Below are 16,101 nucleotides of genomic sequence, written 5' to 3'. Positions count from 1 at the left end.
GCAGCGCTCAACGGCGGTTCAGCTCCGCGATCTCGATCGCCTGCCGGCGCAACGCGTCACGCAACACCTCCGGCTCCAGCACGCGAACCTCAGCGCCAAACGTCAGCAACTGCCCCGCCGCAATATCCGGCGCTTCGACAGGCAACGTCACCTCGCACCAGCCGTTCGCGTCGAACGGGCCGATCTTCGCCTGCGCGGCCGCCGCCGCCCCGAGCCGGTCGAGCCGCTCGACACCCCGGCGCGTCACTTTCAGCGTCGCGTGCTGCTTCAGCAGCCCCCTCTCGAAGCGCGCGACGAGCCGCGTCCACTCGGCGGCCAGCTCGAACGGCCGGGGCCGCTCGAAGGTCTCGTCGAGCACTTCGAGCCGGCTCATGTTCGCGACCTTGTAGATCCGCGTCTGGGTGCGCGCCCGCGCGACGAGATACCAGTCCCCCGCCTTCAGCACGAGGCCGAGCGGATCGCAGCTGCGCGGACCGGCGACGTCCCAGCCCTGGTATTGCATCGCGACCCGCTTCTGGTCCCACACGGCGCTCGCGAGCAGCGGCAGATGCGGGGTCGGCGCTGGCCGCCGGTACCAGTCGACCGTATCGATATGCAGACGCGCGCCGATGCGCGACGTGTCCGCCGCGGTATCCGGCAGCGCCGCGACGAGCTTCAGCTGCGCGGTGCGCAGTTGCTCGGCAAGACCGAGATCGACGGCCGCGCCGGGCACGCCGGCGATCGACAGCGCCTCCGCCTCGGCGCGCGTCATGCCGGTGAGGTCCGTGCGATAGCCGTCGAGCAGCGCGAAACCGCCGCCGGGCCCCCGGTCGGCATAGACCGGCACGCCGGCCGCGCTCAACTGGTCGATGTCGCGGTACACGGTGCGCAGCGACACCTCGAATTCGTCGGCCAGCGCCTGCGCGGTGACACGACCGCGCACCTGCAGCAACAGCACGATCGACACCAGCCGGCTGGTTCGCATCGATATCGCCCCGAGAGTGAAATATCCTGACATCCGATGTCAGCTATTCCGGATTATAAAGACCGGTATCGTACTCACCTATCCAGGCTCACGAGGCTCATGACTACCGCTGCGACCACTTCTGTTTCATCGCATGGCCGGCTGACCGTGATGCAGGGCGCGGCGCTCTACATCGGCGCCGTGCTCGGCACCGGCGTGATCGCGTTGCCGGCGCTCGCCGCCGAGGCCGCCGGGCCTGCGTCGCTGCTCGCATGGCTCGGGCTCGTGATCCTGTCCGTTCCGCTCGCTGCCACCTTCGCCGCGCTCGGCGCGCGCTACCCCGATGCGGGCGGCGTGGCGACCTACGTGCGCAACGCGTTCGGCGCGAAGGCATCGGCGATCGTCGGCTGGTGCTTCTATTTCGCGGTACCGGCCGGCGCACCGGCCGCCGCGATGTTTGCCGGCGCCTACGTGGCTGCGGCGTTCGGCGGCGGCGCGCACACCGTGCTGCTGACGAGCTTTGGCCTGCTCGCCGTCGTGACGGCCGCCAATGCACTCGGCATCACGATCTCGGGACGCCTGCAACTGGTGCTCGCCGCGCTCCTCGTCACGCTGCTGCTCGCAGCCGTGATCGCTTCCGCGCCGCATGCGCGGGCGGCCAACCTGCATCCATTCGCGCCGCATGGCTGGTTCGCGATCGTGCCGGCCGCGGCGTTGCTCGTCTGGAGCTTTGCCGGCTGGGAGGCGATCACTCATCTGGCCGGCGAGTTTCGCCGCCCCGCGCACGATCTGCCGCTCGCGACCGGCATCGCGGTCGCGGTGGTCGGTGTGCTGTATCTCGCGGTGGCCACCGCGAACGTGCTCGTGCTCGGCCCCACCGCCGGGACCTCGAGCGCGCCGCTCGCGGAACTGCTCGCGCTCGGCATCGGCGGCAAGGTGCAGGTGCTCGCCGCGGCGGCCGCGCTGCTCCTGACGCTCGGCACGATGAACGCGTACTTCGCCGGCGCGGCCAAGCTCGGCGCCGCGCTCGGGCGCGACGGCGCGCTGCCGTCCTGGCTGGCTTCCGGCAGCCGCGCGGGCGACGTACCGCGGCACAGTCTCGCGGTGATCTCCGGACTGTCCGCGCTCAACATGACGGCTGTCGCGCTGGCGGGCGTCGGCCCGAAGCCGCTCGTGCTGCTGACCACCGGCTCCTTCGTCGCGGTCTATGCGCTGGGCACCGCCGCCGCGCTGAAGCTGCTGCCGCGCGGCAGCGCCGCGTCACGCTGCGCGATGTGCGCGCTCGTCGCCGTGGCCGCGCTGTGCGTCGCCACCGGCTGGTTCCTGCTGTGGCCGCTCGTGATGGCAGCCGGTGCGTTGCTGTATCTGCGGGTGCGTCACGGCGTCAGTGGTCAAGCCGCGTGATCTTCTGCGCCTGCGCGCCGATACCCGCCATCAGCCCTTGCTGGCCAAAGACGAACGCATAGACATCCGATCGCAGTGTCGTACTCGACATGTCTTTGCCGGTGCCCTTGTCGATGAACGTGACGGTCGGGCCCGTGCCGATCGACAGTCCATTCGACGTCTCCAGATAGTCGAGCGCCGACGGCTTCATCAGGAACGTCGCCTCCGAAAAGTTCTGCGCGCCGGCCTGAAGCCCATAGGACAGCGACGTCACGTTGTAGTAGCCAAGGACGGTGCCGTCCGCCTTGAACAGCACGCCGTCGCCACCCGAGGCGCCGATGACCAGCCCGCCTTTCAGCACGCTCGGAAAGACGAGAATGGCGGTCGCTTTCGGGGCGAGCTGCTTTGCCTGGGGTGAAGTCGTATAAAGCGAAGCGAGCGAGGCCCGCGCATCGGATACCAGCTGTGCGCGCGAATCGGTGGCGTTTGTTGCCACATTCGTGCACGCCGCCAGCAGTGCGATGAACGGAATCAAAATAATGCTGAACAAGCGATACGTTTTCACGCTGGATCTCCGTGATTGGTGTTGATACTGGCCACATTGGGTGCGAAGTTTTGCCGGATGCCGATGAACCTCAGCGTTGATCGAATGCACGTGCAACGACGCACTCATCCTCCGCAGATGCTCTAGTTCACCACCGCTGTCAATACACACCCGGCAACGAGCGTCGGCCGGTTCGTGCGGTGAGGAAAGAGCGTGCATTGACGCGGATTTGAACCGCCCCTGTCGCGCGTTTCGTGACGGCAGCCGATGCGCCGATCTATCCGCGGGCGCGCGGACGGCTCAGCGAGCCGCAATCGCTTCACTGCGCAATGCGCGGTAAGTGGTGGTGATCGAGCGCAGCTGAAATTCGTTGACAGGATGCACGCGCAACGACACACTCATCCTATGCAAACGCGCCTGTCCGTCACCGCCGTCAATACAAAACCCATGCACCGAGCCATCGCTGGCGGGTCATTGGGAGCGTGTCTGCGTTTGTAGCAAGCCAGGCAATTCGCGAAATTCTCAAGGCCCCGCCGGAAACGGTCGGGGCCTTTGCTTTTTCAGGGCATCGTCCGTCCGCCGGCTCATTTGGAGAGGAAGATGGACGAACCAGGTCAGCAGTTACCGCAATCGATACCCGGCAGCGTGGGGATGCGCGACGAGCAATCCACCGTCGTCGTGCACGTCACGGTACAGCCGGGCACGCTGCGCACGTGGCGCCTTTGCGCGGACGCCACGCTCCAGGTGCATGGCGCACGCATCTGGGTGACCCGCACGCAATCGCCGTATGACTTCTGGCTCGATTCGCATGCCGAACTGCGGCTGCGACGCGGCGAACGTATCTGGGTCAGCGTGGACGGCAACCACACCGCGCATATGTCGCTGACCTCCTACGTCAGGCACACCCGCGGCGCGTGGGCGAAGTGGCTCGGATGGCTGGCCGATATCGCGTTCGATCTGCTCGTACCGCGCCCACGGTGAACACGCTCCGCTCGGCATCAGGGCAACACTGCGTGCCACTGCATGCAAGCACTACTGCGCGGTATGGCCGAGCGGACTCACTTCAACCGCGGCAGCGGCGATGAACACGGCGTGCACTTCATCGCCCACCTTCGCGTCCTTCAGATCGACATGCTGGCCGATCTTCAGCGTCAGCGTGCGATACGGCCCACGCAGCGTGACGAGACGCTTCTCGTGGTCGATCTTCTGGACGGTTGCGAGCACCTCGACCTCGCGCACGGTGTCGAAGCCGTCGGCGGTCGGGACGCGTACCGTCGAATCGACGCGTTCACGCAAGTCCGCGTGCGCGGCGGACGGCTTGCCGGCGGCGACCAGCAATGCGTCCTTGTAGAGCACGTCGACCTGCTCGCCCACCTTCAGTTCGTTGAAACGCGTGACCTTCTGGCTGACCACGACGTCGACGAATTCGCCGTCCGCGTTGCGCAGCGTGAGCGTACGCGACGGCGCGTCGATGCCGACGATCTGCGCCTTCAGGTGAACGGGCTGCGCGTTCTCGAGCGCGACCGCGGCGGTCTTCGCCAGCTCGGTTTCGGACCACGCGGGATGCGCGGCGAGCAAGGCCAGCGTCAGCGGCACAGCAAACTTGATTGCCTTCATGGATCGACTTCTCCTGTTGTGCGTTGTTATTGAGGATGACTTGATACTATCCACGCACCTCATGGCCCACAACGCACGAAGTCAATTTATTACAAAGCCGCTCGCTGCCCGATCAAAAACACGGGTTAACAATAAAAAACCGGCTCCGCCGAATCGACGAAGCCGGTCCTCGAGAAACGCAATCAGCATAACCGCCGGCGGCCACGGTTCACGCGTGGCATCGCGCTAACGTGTTGTGGGCGCAACCAGATCGGAAAGATCAGACGCGCTCGATCGCGAGTGCAATCCCCTGCCCGACGCCGATGCACATCGTGCACAGCGCGAAGCGTCCGTTCGTGCGCTGCAGCTGGTACATCGCGGTCGTCACGAGCCGCGCGCCGCTCATGCCGAGCGGATGGCCGAGCGCGATCGCGCCGCCGTTTGGGTTGACGCGCGGATCGTCATCGGCCACGCCGAGCATGCGCAGCACCGCGAGACCCTGCGATGCGAACGCCTCGTTCAGCTCGATCACGTCGAACTGGTCGATCGTCATGTTCAGGCGTTCGAGCAGCTTCTTCGACGCCGGCGCCGGGCCGATGCCCATCACACGCGGCGCGACGCCCGCCGTCGCGACACCCAGCACGCGCGCTTTCGGCGTGAGGCCGAAGCGCTTCGCCGTCGCTTCGTTCGCGAGCAGCAGCGCGGCGGCGCCGTCGTTGACGCCCGACGCATTGCCCGCCGTCACGGTGCCGTCCGGACGCACCACGCCCTTCAGCTTCGCGAGCGCCTCGAGGCTGGTTTCGCGCGGATGCTCGTCCAGCGTCACGACGAGCGGATCGCCCTTCTTCTGCGGAATCGTCACCGCGACGATTTCCTGCGCGAGCGTGCCGTCCTTCTGCGCGCGCGCCGCCTTCTGCTGGCTGCGGACCGCGAACGCGTCCTGATCGGCGCGGCTCACCTCGTAGTCCTGCGCGACGTTTTCGCCGGTTTCCGGCATCGAATCGACACCGTACTGCGCCTTCATCAGCGGATTGACGAAGCGCCAGCCGATCGTCGTGTCGTAGATCGAGGCCTGCCGCGAGAACGCGGAGGTGGCCTTGTTCATCACGAACGGCGCGCGGCTCATGCTCTCCACGCCGCCCGCGATCATCAGCGTGCTCTCGCCCGACTTGATCGCGCGCGCGGCAATCCCGACCGCGTCCATGCCCGAGCCGCACAGCCGGTTTACCGTCGAACCCGGCACGGCCTGCGGCAACCCGGCAAGCAGCGACGACATGCGCGCGACGTTGCGGTTGTCTTCGCCGGCCTGGTTCGCACAGCCGTAGATCACGTCGTCGATGGCGGACCAGTCGACTTCCGGGTTGCGCTCCATCAGCGCCTTCAGCGGCACGGCGCCGAGGTCGTCGACGCGCACCGACGACAGTGCGCCGGCATAGCGGCCGATCGGCGTGCGGATTGCGTCGCACAGGAATGCTTCAGTCATGCGTGTCTCCAGTAATGGGCCGTGCGCGGCGCTTGATGCCATGCGGGCCGTGAGGATCAGAAGTGAGCGGAATTCGTCGTACGGTTCGATCGCTCACGCTGAAGATTCACGCGGCGCCGCAACCTCGAATGTTCTACATACGAACACATAGTCGTATATCGAACAATTTCGGCCATGATAGGGTCGACGGCGAAGCGATGTCAAGGTCGAACCCGGTCAGCCTGCAACCGGCCGGATCCCTTCATCCTCGATATAGCGGCGGATGATCTCCGCGAACGACGCATCCCCTTCGAGCCCGAGCGAACGCGCGCGCGTCGTATCCCACTGCGCCGGAAAGCTGCCGACGATGCGCGCGATCCGCTCGTCCGCGCGGAACTCGATGCGCGCCGCGACCGCGTCGCCGGCCACTTCGCGCAGCGCCGCCAGCATTTCGTCGACGCTCGCGGACACGCCCGGCAGGTTCACCGCCCGCTGCGTGCCGAGCACGTTGCTGTCGAGTTCGCAGCCGGCGATCAGGCAGTCGATCGCGCGCCGCGGTGACAGCAGCCAGATGCGCAGGTCGCGCGGCACCGGAATCACCGCGGTCTCGCCGTTCAGCGGCTCGCGCACGATGCCGCTCGCGAACGACGTCGTCGCCGCATTCGGGCGGCCGGGGCGCACGCTGATCGTCGGCAGCCTGAGCACGCGGCCATCGACGAAGCCGCGGCGCGTGTAGTCCGACAGCAGCAGTTCGGCGACCGCCTTCTGCGTGCCGTACGACGACTGCGGATTGAGCGCGGTATCGTCGCGCACCAGTTCGGGCATCACGCCGCCATAGACGGCGACCGAACTCGTGAACACGACGCGCGGCCGGTGTCCCAGCGCGCGGCAACGTTCGAGCAGCAGCCGCGACGCATCGAGATTGATGCGCATGCCGAGCTCGAACTCGGCTTCGGCCTGGCCGCTCACGATCGCGGCGAGGTGAAAGATCGCGGCGGTGTCGCGGTCGATCGCCGCATCGAGCACGGCGGGCTGCGCGATGTCGCCGGTCATGACCTTCACGCGCGCATCGCCTTCGAAGCCGGTTGCCGCCGCAACGTCGAGCAGCGCCAGTTCGTCGATCGGCTGCGCGCCGCCCTCCGCGACGGTCAGTTCGCCGCGCGACAGTAGCGCGCGGGCGAGCCGCGCGCCGAGAAAACCGGCGCCGCCGGTGATCAGCACCTTCATCGTGTCGTCTCCTTTTTATTTCGTTTTGAATTGCCGCGACCGCTGGCCGCGTCAGCGCGCCATCACAACAGCCACGGCCTCAACCATCCGAGCCCCGCCGACGTGCCCGCCTGCGGCCGGTATTCGCAGCCCACCCAGCCTTCGTAGCCGAGCGAATCGATCAGGTCCAGCAGATACGGATAGTTCAGCTCGCCGAGATCGGGCTCGTGCCGCTCCGGCACACCGGCGATCTGGATATGGCCGATGTTCGCGATATCGCGCCGCAGCTTCGTCGCGAGATCGCCCTCGACGATCTGGCAGTGATAGCAGTCGAACTGCACCTGCAGGTTCGGCGCGCCGAGTTCAGTACGGATCGTGTGCGCGTCGTCCTGGCGGTTCAGGAAATAGCCGGGCATGTCGCGCGGATTGATCGGCTCGATCAGCACCGTGATGCCATCCGCATGCGCGGCCTCGGCTGCAAACGCGAGATTGCGCAGATAGCAATCGCGATGCCGTTCGCGCGATGCATCCTTCGCGACGATGCCCGCCATCACGTGAAGCTTGCGGTTGCCGAGCACGCGCGCATAGGCCAGCGCGGCGTCGATGCCGCGGCGGAACTCGTCTTCGCGCCCGGGCAGCGCCGCGAGCCCGCGTTCGCCGCCGCTCCAGTCGCCGGGTGGCGCGTTGAAGAGCGCCTGCGTGAGTTGCGCGGCGTCGAGCTTCGCCTTGATGTCGGCCGCCGGGTAGTCGTAAGGGAACAGGAATTCGGCGCCCGTGAAGCCGTCGGCGGCTGCGGCAGCGAAGCGTTCGAGAAACGGGTGTTCGTTGTACATCAAGCTGAGATTCGCGGCGAAGCGTGGCATCGATCGTGCTCCTCGGTGCTGCGGGGTGCGTCTGGAAAAAGCGGCATCCGGCAGGGCTTGCGGGCATGCACCGCGAGGCCGCGTCGACGGTCGGTCCATCATACAAGCACGCCCGCGCCGCCGTCGCGAGCGTGGCATGAACGGTGGCGCCGAAGCTGACACGGAACGCGCCGAACCGGCCGCACCGTCCATGCGTTGCGGTTGGCGAAATCCGGCGCATAAGCTATCGTCACGGCTTTCCGGGCCCGCAAACCCGGACTCGCCATCCAGTCACGCATCCATGAACAAAGTGCCTTCGTCCTCGCCGGAACCGACCGCCGCCGACCCATCCGCCGACGCGCCGGAAAAACCCGGCGATTCGTACGTGCAGTCGTTCGCTCGCGGGCTCGCGGTGATCCGCGCGTTCAACGCGGACCGCCCCGAGCAGACGCTGACCGACGTCGCGAGCGTCACCGGCCTGACCCGCGCCGGCGCCCGCCGCATCCTGCTGACCTTGCAGACGCTCGGCTACGTCGAAGCCGACGGTCGCCTGTTCCGCCTCACGCCGAAGATTCTCGACCTCGGCTTCGCGTACCTGACGTCGATGCCGTTCTGGAATCTGGCCGAGCCGGTGATGGAAGAACTCGTCGGACAGGTGCACGAAAGCTGCTCGGCGGCGGTGCTCGACCGTACCGAGATCGTCTACGTGCTGCGCGTGCCGACGCACAAGATCATGACGATCAACCTGTCGATCGGCAGCCGCCTGCCCGCGTACTGCACGTCGATGGGCCGCGTGCTGCTGTCGGCGCTCGACGACGCGACGCTCGATGCGACGCTCGGCGCGTCGCCGATCTACGCGCACACGCCGCGCACGGTTACCGACCGCGACGCGCTGAAGAAAGTGATCGCGCAGGTGCGCGCGCAGGGCTGGGCGCTCGTCGACCAGGAACTCGAGGGCGGGCTGATCTCGCTGTCCGCGCCGATCCGCAACCGTTCGGGCCGCGTGATCGCGGCGATGAACATCAGCGGCAACGCGCAGCGCAACTCGGCGAAGCAGATGGTGAAGGAGTTTCTGCCGCCGCTGCAGCAGGCGGCGCAACGCGTGTCGGAGATGGTGGCGCGGCGCGGCTGAGGACGTTGCGCGTTACGACGGTTCGATGCGCAGCCGCGAGGGCTGCGCGTCACGACGTTTCACTGGGCGCGCCAGTCTTCGACGTGCATCACATGGCGCATTGCATCGCGCGTCGCGACGCTCAATCCACCGCACTATCCCGCGCGGTTTCGCGCAGCCTCGACACCGCGATCAGCGACAGCACCACGCACACCGCCACATAACCCGCCGGCGCGAGCGGATTGCCGGTCGCGCGGATCAGCCACGTCGCGATCAGCTGCGCGGTGCCGCCGAACACGCACACCGCGAGCGCATACGCGATCGAGATACCGGTTGCGCGGACGCGGCGCGGAAACGATTCGCACATCAGCGCGAACTCGGATGCCGAGCCCATCGAATAGAACAGCAGCATCAGCGCGGTCAGCGGCATCATCACCGCGATCGACGGGAACCGGTTGATCAGCGCGAACGACGGAAACAGCAGCAGCACCAGCACGCCGCGGCCAATCAGGATCGGCAGCTTGCGACGCCGCCAGCGGTCCGACAGCGCGCCGAACACCGGACACATCACCAGCACGACGCAGCCGGCCGCGACGCCCACCAGCATCGACAGCGACATCGGCAGGCCGAGCGTGTGGATCGCGTAGGTGGGCATGTAAAACGTCAGGATGTACGTCGACACGGTGCCGCCCATCACCGTCAGCGTGATCAGCAGCAGCGTGCGCACATGTTCGGTGAAGAGTTCGTGCAGCACGCCCTTGCCGGCGGCCAGATGCGCGTGCGACAACGCGCCGGCCGGTTCGTCGGCCAGCCGGCGGCGCAGGAAGACGCCGACCGGCGCGATCGCGAGGCCCATCACGAACGGCACGCGCCAGCCCCAGCTTTCGAGTTCGGGCTTCGTCAGCAGCAACGACAGCAGCGCCGCCACGCCCGAGCCCGTCAACGCGGCGGCACCCTGGGTGGCAAGCTGCCAGCTCGCGCGCAGACCGCGCCGTCCATGCTCGCCCTGCTCCAGCAGCGCGGAAGTGGCCGCGCCGAATTCCCCGCCCTGCGAAAAGCCCTGCACCAGCCGCGCGATCACGATCACGATCGGCGCCGCCATGCCGATCTGCGCGTAGGTCGGCACGATCGCGATCAGCCCCGTTGCGAACGCCATCAGCATGATGGTCAGATTGAGCGCTGCCTTGCGGCCGCGCCGGTCCGCATACACGCCGAGCAGCACGCTGCCGAGCGGCCGCGTGATGAAGCCCGCGGCGAAGGTGCCGATCGACAGCAGCAGTGACGTGGTCGAATCCGACGACGGAAAGAACAGCTTGCCGATCAGCACCGCGAAGAAGCCATACACGGTGAAGTCGAAGAACTCGAGCCAGTTGCCGATCACCGCCGCCGCGATGGCGCCGCGGCTCGGCTGGCTGACGGATGCGACGTCGTGCGTGGTGGCGCTCATGCGGAAGGCTCCAGACTGTGTGTGGTGTGGGCGACTTTTTTCTAACCGCGCTCGCCGTCTTGCTCACTGCCCCAGAAAGCGCTCCACGAGGCGCGTCCAGTACGCCGCGCCGATCGGCAGATTGCGGTCGTTGAAGTCGTAGCGCGGGTTGTGGACCATGCAGCCGTCCTCGCCGACACCATTGCCCAGCCGCAGGAAAGTGCCGGGGCGCTTCTGCAGCAGGAACGCGAAATCTTCGCTGCCCATCACGAAGTCGGCCTGCGGCACCACATTCGCGTCGCCCACCAGTTCGCGCGCGATCTCGATCGCGAACTGCGTCTCTTCGTCGGTGTTGATCAGCACCGGATATCCTTCGATGTACTCGACGTTCGCCGTCGCGCCGTAGCTCTCGGCCTGGCGTTGCGCGAGTTCGGTGATGCGCTTTTTCAGCAGCGCGCGCACGTCCGGGCTGAACGAGCGGATGCTCAGTTCGAGCGTCGCGGTGTTCGAGATCACGTTGTTCGCGGTCCCTGCGTGCATCGAGCCGATCGTGACGACGGCCGGTTGCGCGGGGTCCACGTTGCGCGACACCACCGTCTGCAGCGCCATCACGATGCTCGCCGCGACGACGACCGGGTCGACCGTCATCTGCGGCCGCGCCGCGTGACCGCCGACGCCTTCCACCGTGATCGTCGCCTTGTCCGCCGCCGACATGAACGCGCCCTTGCGGAACAGGAAGGTGCCGGGCTCCGCGCCCGGATGGTTGTGCAGGCCGAACACGGCGTCGCACGGAAAGCGCTCGAACAGGCCGTCGTCGATCATGCGCTGCGCGCCGCTGTCCACGCCATGCTCCTCGGCCGGCTGGAAATACAGGTGCACGGTGCCCGAGAAACGCCTGGTCGCGGCAAGGTGCTGCGCGGCGCCGAGCAGCATCGTCGTGTGGCCGTCGTGACCGCATGCATGCATCTTGCCGTGCACGCCGCTCGCGTACGGCAGGCCGGTCTGTTCGACGATCGGCAGCGCGTCCATGTCCGCGCGAATGCCGATGCGGCGCTTGCCGTCGCCGGCCTTCAACGTGCCGACCACGCCGGTGGTGCCTACGCCGCGCGTCACTTCCCAGCCCCACGATTCGAGCTTGCCGGCGACGAGCGCGGCGGTCTGCTGCTCTTCGTACGCGAGTTCGGGATGGTGATGGATCTGGTGGCGGATCTCGCGCAGCGAGGCTTCCGCGGGCATCAGATCGGCGACTTCGGCGAATCGGTTCGTGCTCATGCGACGGCTCCAAGAGGGTTCGCGCCGCGGATGCGCGGCAACTCGCGAGCACTATATCGGCGCCATAACGTTCGCCCAAGATGCGATTTTTTTCACCCTGATAAACTGCCTTTATCTCAGGATTAACCCGACATGAAGCTCCAGCAACTTCAGGCCTTTGTCGCTGCGGCGCACCACCGCAGCCTGCGCGCCGCCGCGCGCGAACTCGGCATCACGCAGCCGGCCGTCACGCATTCGATCCGCGAACTCGAAAGCACGCTGAATGCCGAACTGATGGTGCGCAGCGTGCGCGGCATCGAGCTGACCGCCTGCGGGCTCGCGCTGTTGCCGCGCGCCGAAGCGCTGCTCGGCGACATGCGCCGCACGGTCGAAGCGGTGGAACAGGTGAAGGGCGAACTGGCGGGCAAGGTGAGCGTGGGCACGATGCCGTCGATCGCGCTCACAGTGCTGCCGCGCGCGGTGTCCGCGTTTCGCGCGGACATGCCGCTCGTCAATCTGCATCTGGTGGAGACCACGGTGCCCGAGGCGCTCACGCAACTGCGCAACGGCACGCTCGATATCGCGGCGATGCATCAGGTTCAGGCGCTCGACGGCGATCTCGTGCAGACGCCGCTGTTTTCGAGCGAGTTCGTCGTCGTGATGCGCGAGCATCATCCGCTCGCGCGGGTTTCGAGTCTTTCGGAACTGCTCGACGCCGAGTGGATCGTCACCGTCGGCGCCGATCATTTTCCTCACAGCGTGATGATGGCGATGTTCACGCGTCACGGCCTGCCGGTGCCGAAGCGGATGCTGCGCGCACCGTCGTCGTTCGCGGTGACGCTCGGGCTCGTGTCGCAGACCGACGTGATCGGCTGCTTCACGCGGCCGCTCGCGACGATGGTCGCGCCGCTTGGCATTCGCATCGCGGGCATCGAAGAAGCACTGCCGACGTATGACCTCAGCATCCTGTCGCGTCGCGACCTGCTGCCGACGCCGGCCGTCGCTCAATTCGTCACGTGTCTGCGTGAAGCGGCGCGCGACCGGATGGGCGCGCGCGAAGATGTGGTTTATTGAAGCGAGTTCACTTCACTGAAGCATGTTCATTGAATGCGAGTTCACTGAACACACGTTCACTGAAGCGCGTTCAGTGCGGCATTGCCGCGCAGCCGTTCAATCGCCAGATCGAGAAACGCGCGCACCTTGCGGCTTGCATGCCTGCCCTCGCGATGCACCACATGTATCGGCAAGCGCGGTGGCTCGTAATCCGCGAGCACGATCTTCAGGCGTCCCGCTTCCAGTTGCTGCGCGACCTGATACGACAGCACCTGCGTGAGTCCGAAGCCCGATACGGCTGCCTCGATGGCCGAGTCGTTGGTGGTGGTCGCCATGCGCGAATGCAACTGGCCCGCGGTGCGCTGCGCGGTTGGACCGAAGCGCCATTCCGGCAGCGACGACCCGCCGCTCACCGAAATCAGCACGTGCCCGTCGAGGTCTTCAGGCCGCCGCGGCTCGCCATGCTGCTCGAGATACGCCGGCGACGCGCAGACCACGCGCCGCACGCTCGCCACCTGCACCGCCTGCATCGACGAATCCGCGAGTTCTCCGATCCGCACGCCGGCATCGATGCCCTCGTCGATCAGATTGACAATGCGGTCGAGGAACCAGCAGCGCACGTCGACTTCGTCATACATGCGCAGATATTCAGTGACGATCGGCGTCACGAAGATCTTGCCGAACAGCACCGACGCGGTGATGCTCAACAGCCCGCGCGGCACCTGCTGCGCACCGGCCACCGCGAGGTCGGCTTCCTCGAGGTCGCCGAGAATGCGGCGGCAGCTATCGGCGTAGCCTATGCCCGCGTCGGTCACCCGCACGATGCGGGTGGTGCGCGTGAGCAGGCGCACGCCGAGCGCATCTTCGAGATCGCTCACCATGCGCGTGACCACCGATGGCGACACCTGAAGCTTACGCGCCGCCGACGCGAAGCCGCCGGTATCGACCACCGACAGGAACGCGGTCATCGCCTGCAGACGGTCCATATCGAATCGGGATCTGCCGCACGACAGACCATGGGTGACGGATGGCGGAAGCATACAGCAGGGTGTCGAAAAGGCTCGTCGAGAATTGCAGGGCCTAGGTCCGGCAGCGGCGGCGCGTTGCGGCCACGCCGCGCGCCGCGTGCCGTGCTGCTTCGCGTCACACGTCGAGCACGAGCCGCGACGGCGTGCCGTCTTCCGACGCCGCGGGCACCGCGCAGCAGATCAGCGCTTCGCCTTCGCTGGCATGCGCGGTGGGTAGCTGATCCGGATACGCGACCGCGCCTTCCACGATCCGCGTGCGGCAGGTGCCGCAACTGCCGCTGCGGCAGCTGAACTCCGGCGCGAGACCCTGCGCTTCCGCGAGTTCCAGCAGCGTGCCGCTTGTCGGCGGCGTCCAGTGTGCTGTTTTCGCCGATCGCGCGAACGTCACCGGCACCGCTTCGGTCGCAGGTTGCTTTGCCGGCGCGGCGTGTTGCGTCGCTGCATCCGGCGTGCGCTTCAAGCCTGCCGGCCCGAACGCTTCGGCATGAATCCGCGCATCGGCGATATTGAGTCCGCGCAGGCCGTCGTAGAGCGACTGCATGAAGCCGCTCGGTCCGCACAGATAGAAGTCGTAGTCGTTGAACGGCAGCACTTCGCTCAGCATCGCCATATCCACGTGACCGTGCGCGTTGTAGTCGACGCCCGCCTTCGCGTCCGTCGTGTCGCTGAGCACATTGACCAGCGTCACCGCGCCGCCTGCCGCGCGCAGCAGCGCCTGCAGTTCTTCGTCGAACGCGCGCTCGGCTTTGGTGCGCGCCGCGTAGATGAACCACGTCGGGCGGATGCGGCGCTTGCGCAGCCCTTCGCTGACGAGGTCGCGCAGCATCGCGAGCATCGGCGTCACGCCGACGCCCGCGGCGAGCAGCACCGCAGGTCGTCGCGCATGCGCGTCGATCGAAAAATCGCCGGCCGGCGCGCGGGCTTCGAGCACGTCGCCCGTCTTCAGCACGTCATGCAGATAGCGGGATACGCGCCCTTCCCGCTTCACGCTGATCCGGTACAGGCCGTCGGATGGCGCAACGGAGAGCGTGTAAGTGCGCAGCGTCGGCTTGTCGTCGCCTGGCAGCGCGACCCGGATCGGCAGGTACTGGCCGGCCGCGTGACGCGACAGACCCGCGTTGTCCATCGGTTCCAGGTAGAACGAACGAATCGTGCTGCTTTCGTCGACGGTGCGCGCGATCCTGAACGGCCGCCACGCGTTCGCGAGCGCGGCCGCTTCCAGACGTCCGGCGGCCTCGGTCCAGTCGCCGGTCAGACGCACGTTCGGCGATGCGCCGTTCTCACGCGGCGTCCAGCGCAGCGGCAACGCATCGGGCCGATAGACCACGCGCGTCGGCGTGAAGCGCCACAGCCGCTCCGCGCCCTGGAACGCGGCGGTCTCGGGAGAATCGAGCAGCACTTCGGCGGTGCCCGTCAATTGCAGCAGATCGCCTGTCGCGTAGTCGACGAACACAAGGCCCGCACGCGAATTCGCGACGATATTGCCAAGCGTATTGAAGAACAGATTGCCCGCGAAATCCGGAATCGTGAACACGCCCTCGTCGTCGACGCGCACAAAACCTGTCTTGCCGCCGCGATGCGACACGTCCACCTGGCGGTGACCGTCTTCGCGATCCACATAGGTCGCGACGAAGAACGAGTCCGCGCGGGTCACGATCTCGCGCGTGCGTTCGTCGAGCCGATCGCCGATCTGCGGTGGGACATCGGTATGCGTCGACGGATCGCGCACGAAGCTCGCATCGCGCTGAAAAATGTACTGCGGGCAATTGCCGTAGCTATGCTCGACGAGCAGTTCGAAGCCGCCCGCATCACTCGTTGCATCGCGGCGCACCGTGCCGTTCAGCCGGTTGCGGCGACGCGTCGGCAGTTCGATGCCGAGCAACGCCATCGCCGCGCCGTCGTGCATGCCTGCATCGGCAGGGTCGGCGGCGTCGTGCGCGAGGTCGACGTGCAGCCGGTACGCATCCGGCGCATGCAGAAAACCGGGCCCATTCGCGCGCACCGTCGCCCACACGTCGCCCGCCGCATCGACCGCGCCCAGCACGACGAACGGCAACTGCGGATAGAACTTCCGGTGCTGCTCGATCAGGTGATCGCGCAGATTGCGCCGGCCCACCGCGTCCATCTGTTCGACCACGCCCGCCGCGCGTTGCATCGCCAGTTCGCCTGCGTGCCATGGCGATGGCCTGGCGGTGACGTCGACTTTAGATGCGACGGATGAGTCCATGATCGATGCTCCTTCCCGAAGCCTTGCAG

The 16,101-nt window shown here is 66.9% G+C and carries 14 protein-coding genes; 4 read left to right on the top strand and 10 right to left on the bottom strand.

Annotated elements, in window-relative coordinates:
* Window positions 1-7: 7 nt before the first annotated feature.
* Window positions 8-964: a helix-turn-helix transcriptional regulator gene (locus tag DVS29_RS32875; protein WP_118184792.1), complete on the bottom strand. Its 957-nt coding sequence runs from the start codon at window positions 962-964 to the stop codon at window positions 8-10.
* 99 nt (window positions 965-1,063) lie between these two features.
* On the opposite strand from DVS29_RS32875, the gene DVS29_RS32870 reads away from it, so the two are divergent.
* Window positions 1,064-2,347: an APC family permease gene (locus DVS29_RS32870; RefSeq protein WP_118184790.1), complete on the top strand. Its 1,284-nt coding sequence runs from the start codon at window positions 1,064-1,066 to the stop codon at window positions 2,345-2,347.
* Here DVS29_RS32870 and DVS29_RS32865 read toward each other — a convergent pair.
* Window positions 2,328-2,999, bottom strand: a complete 672-nt coding sequence (locus tag DVS29_RS32865; protein WP_240655934.1) for a lipid-binding SYLF domain-containing protein — start codon at window positions 2,997-2,999, stop codon at window positions 2,328-2,330. The genes DVS29_RS32870 and DVS29_RS32865 overlap by 20 nt on opposite strands.
* Window positions 3,000-3,470: 471 nt before the next feature.
* Between DVS29_RS32865 and DVS29_RS32860 the strand changes: the two genes are divergently transcribed.
* Window positions 3,471-3,851, top strand: a complete 381-nt coding sequence (locus DVS29_RS32860) for a DUF2917 domain-containing protein (protein ID WP_118184788.1) — start codon at window positions 3,471-3,473, stop codon at window positions 3,849-3,851.
* 51 nt (window positions 3,852-3,902) lie between these two features.
* Here the strand turns inward: DVS29_RS32860 and DVS29_RS32855 are convergent, their stop codons facing one another.
* The 4 genes from DVS29_RS32855 to otnI form a co-directional block, all read right to left on the bottom strand.
* Window positions 3,903-4,487, bottom strand: a complete 585-nt coding sequence (locus DVS29_RS32855) for a hypothetical protein (protein WP_118184786.1) — start codon at window positions 4,485-4,487, stop codon at window positions 3,903-3,905.
* Window positions 4,488-4,746: 259 nt separating this feature from the next.
* Entirely contained in the window at window positions 4,747-5,949 is a 1,203-nt protein-coding gene (gene pcaF / locus DVS29_RS32850; protein ID WP_118184784.1) for a 3-oxoadipyl-CoA thiolase, read from the bottom strand.
* A gap of 216 nt (window positions 5,950-6,165) precedes the next feature.
* A complete protein-coding gene (gene denD / locus DVS29_RS32845) occupies window positions 6,166-7,155 on the bottom strand; it encodes a D-erythronate dehydrogenase (RefSeq protein WP_118184783.1) in 990 nt (329 codons plus the stop codon).
* 62 nt (window positions 7,156-7,217) lie between these two features.
* A complete protein-coding gene (gene otnI, locus DVS29_RS32840) occupies window positions 7,218-7,997 on the bottom strand; it encodes a 2-oxo-tetronate isomerase (RefSeq protein ID WP_118184781.1) in 780 nt (259 codons plus the stop codon).
* Between the two features lie 280 nt (window positions 7,998-8,277).
* Here otnI and DVS29_RS32835 point away from each other — a divergent pair, with 280 nt between their 5' ends.
* Window positions 8,278-9,108 carry an IclR family transcriptional regulator gene (locus tag DVS29_RS32835; protein ID WP_118184779.1) on the top strand — a complete coding sequence of 277 codons (831 nt, stop codon included), beginning with the start codon at window positions 8,278-8,280 and terminating at the stop codon, window positions 9,106-9,108.
* 121 nt (window positions 9,109-9,229) lie between these two features.
* Here DVS29_RS32835 and DVS29_RS32830 read toward each other — a convergent pair whose 3' ends face one another.
* Together DVS29_RS32830 and DVS29_RS32825 are read right to left on the bottom strand one after the other, a co-directional pair.
* On the bottom strand, window positions 9,230-10,534 hold the full coding sequence (locus tag DVS29_RS32830) for an MFS transporter (protein WP_118184777.1): 1,305 nt from the start codon (window positions 10,532-10,534) through the stop codon (window positions 9,230-9,232).
* Between the two features lie 63 nt (window positions 10,535-10,597).
* Window positions 10,598-11,785: a M20 aminoacylase family protein gene (locus DVS29_RS32825; RefSeq protein ID WP_118184775.1), complete on the bottom strand. Its 1,188-nt coding sequence runs from the start codon at window positions 11,783-11,785 to the stop codon at window positions 10,598-10,600.
* A gap of 132 nt (window positions 11,786-11,917) precedes the next feature.
* Between DVS29_RS32825 and DVS29_RS32820 the strand changes: the two genes are divergently transcribed.
* Complete coding sequence (locus DVS29_RS32820) at window positions 11,918-12,838, top strand: LysR family transcriptional regulator (protein WP_118184773.1); 921 nt, start codon at window positions 11,918-11,920, stop codon at window positions 12,836-12,838.
* A 56-nt stretch (window positions 12,839-12,894) separates the two neighbouring features.
* On the opposite strand, the gene DVS29_RS32815 is transcribed toward DVS29_RS32820, so the two are convergent.
* Window positions 12,895-13,803, bottom strand: a complete 909-nt coding sequence (locus tag DVS29_RS32815) for a LysR family transcriptional regulator (protein ID WP_118184771.1) — start codon at window positions 13,801-13,803, stop codon at window positions 12,895-12,897.
* Between the two features lie 157 nt (window positions 13,804-13,960).
* The gene (locus DVS29_RS32810) at window positions 13,961-16,072 is read right to left on the bottom strand and encodes a 2Fe-2S iron-sulfur cluster-binding protein (protein ID WP_118184769.1); all 2,112 of its coding nucleotides are present in this window, start codon (window positions 16,070-16,072) and stop codon (window positions 13,961-13,963) included.
* Window positions 16,073-16,101 lie beyond the last annotated feature (29 nt).

Origin of the sequence: Paraburkholderia phosphatilytica (assembly GCF_003443895.1) — a bacterium.
GTDB classification, from domain to species: domain Bacteria; phylum Pseudomonadota; class Gammaproteobacteria; order Burkholderiales; family Burkholderiaceae; genus Paraburkholderia; species Paraburkholderia phosphatilytica.
The sequence above is the reverse complement of the archived record's forward strand: the minus strand, read 5'-3'. Positions and strand labels throughout refer to the sequence as shown.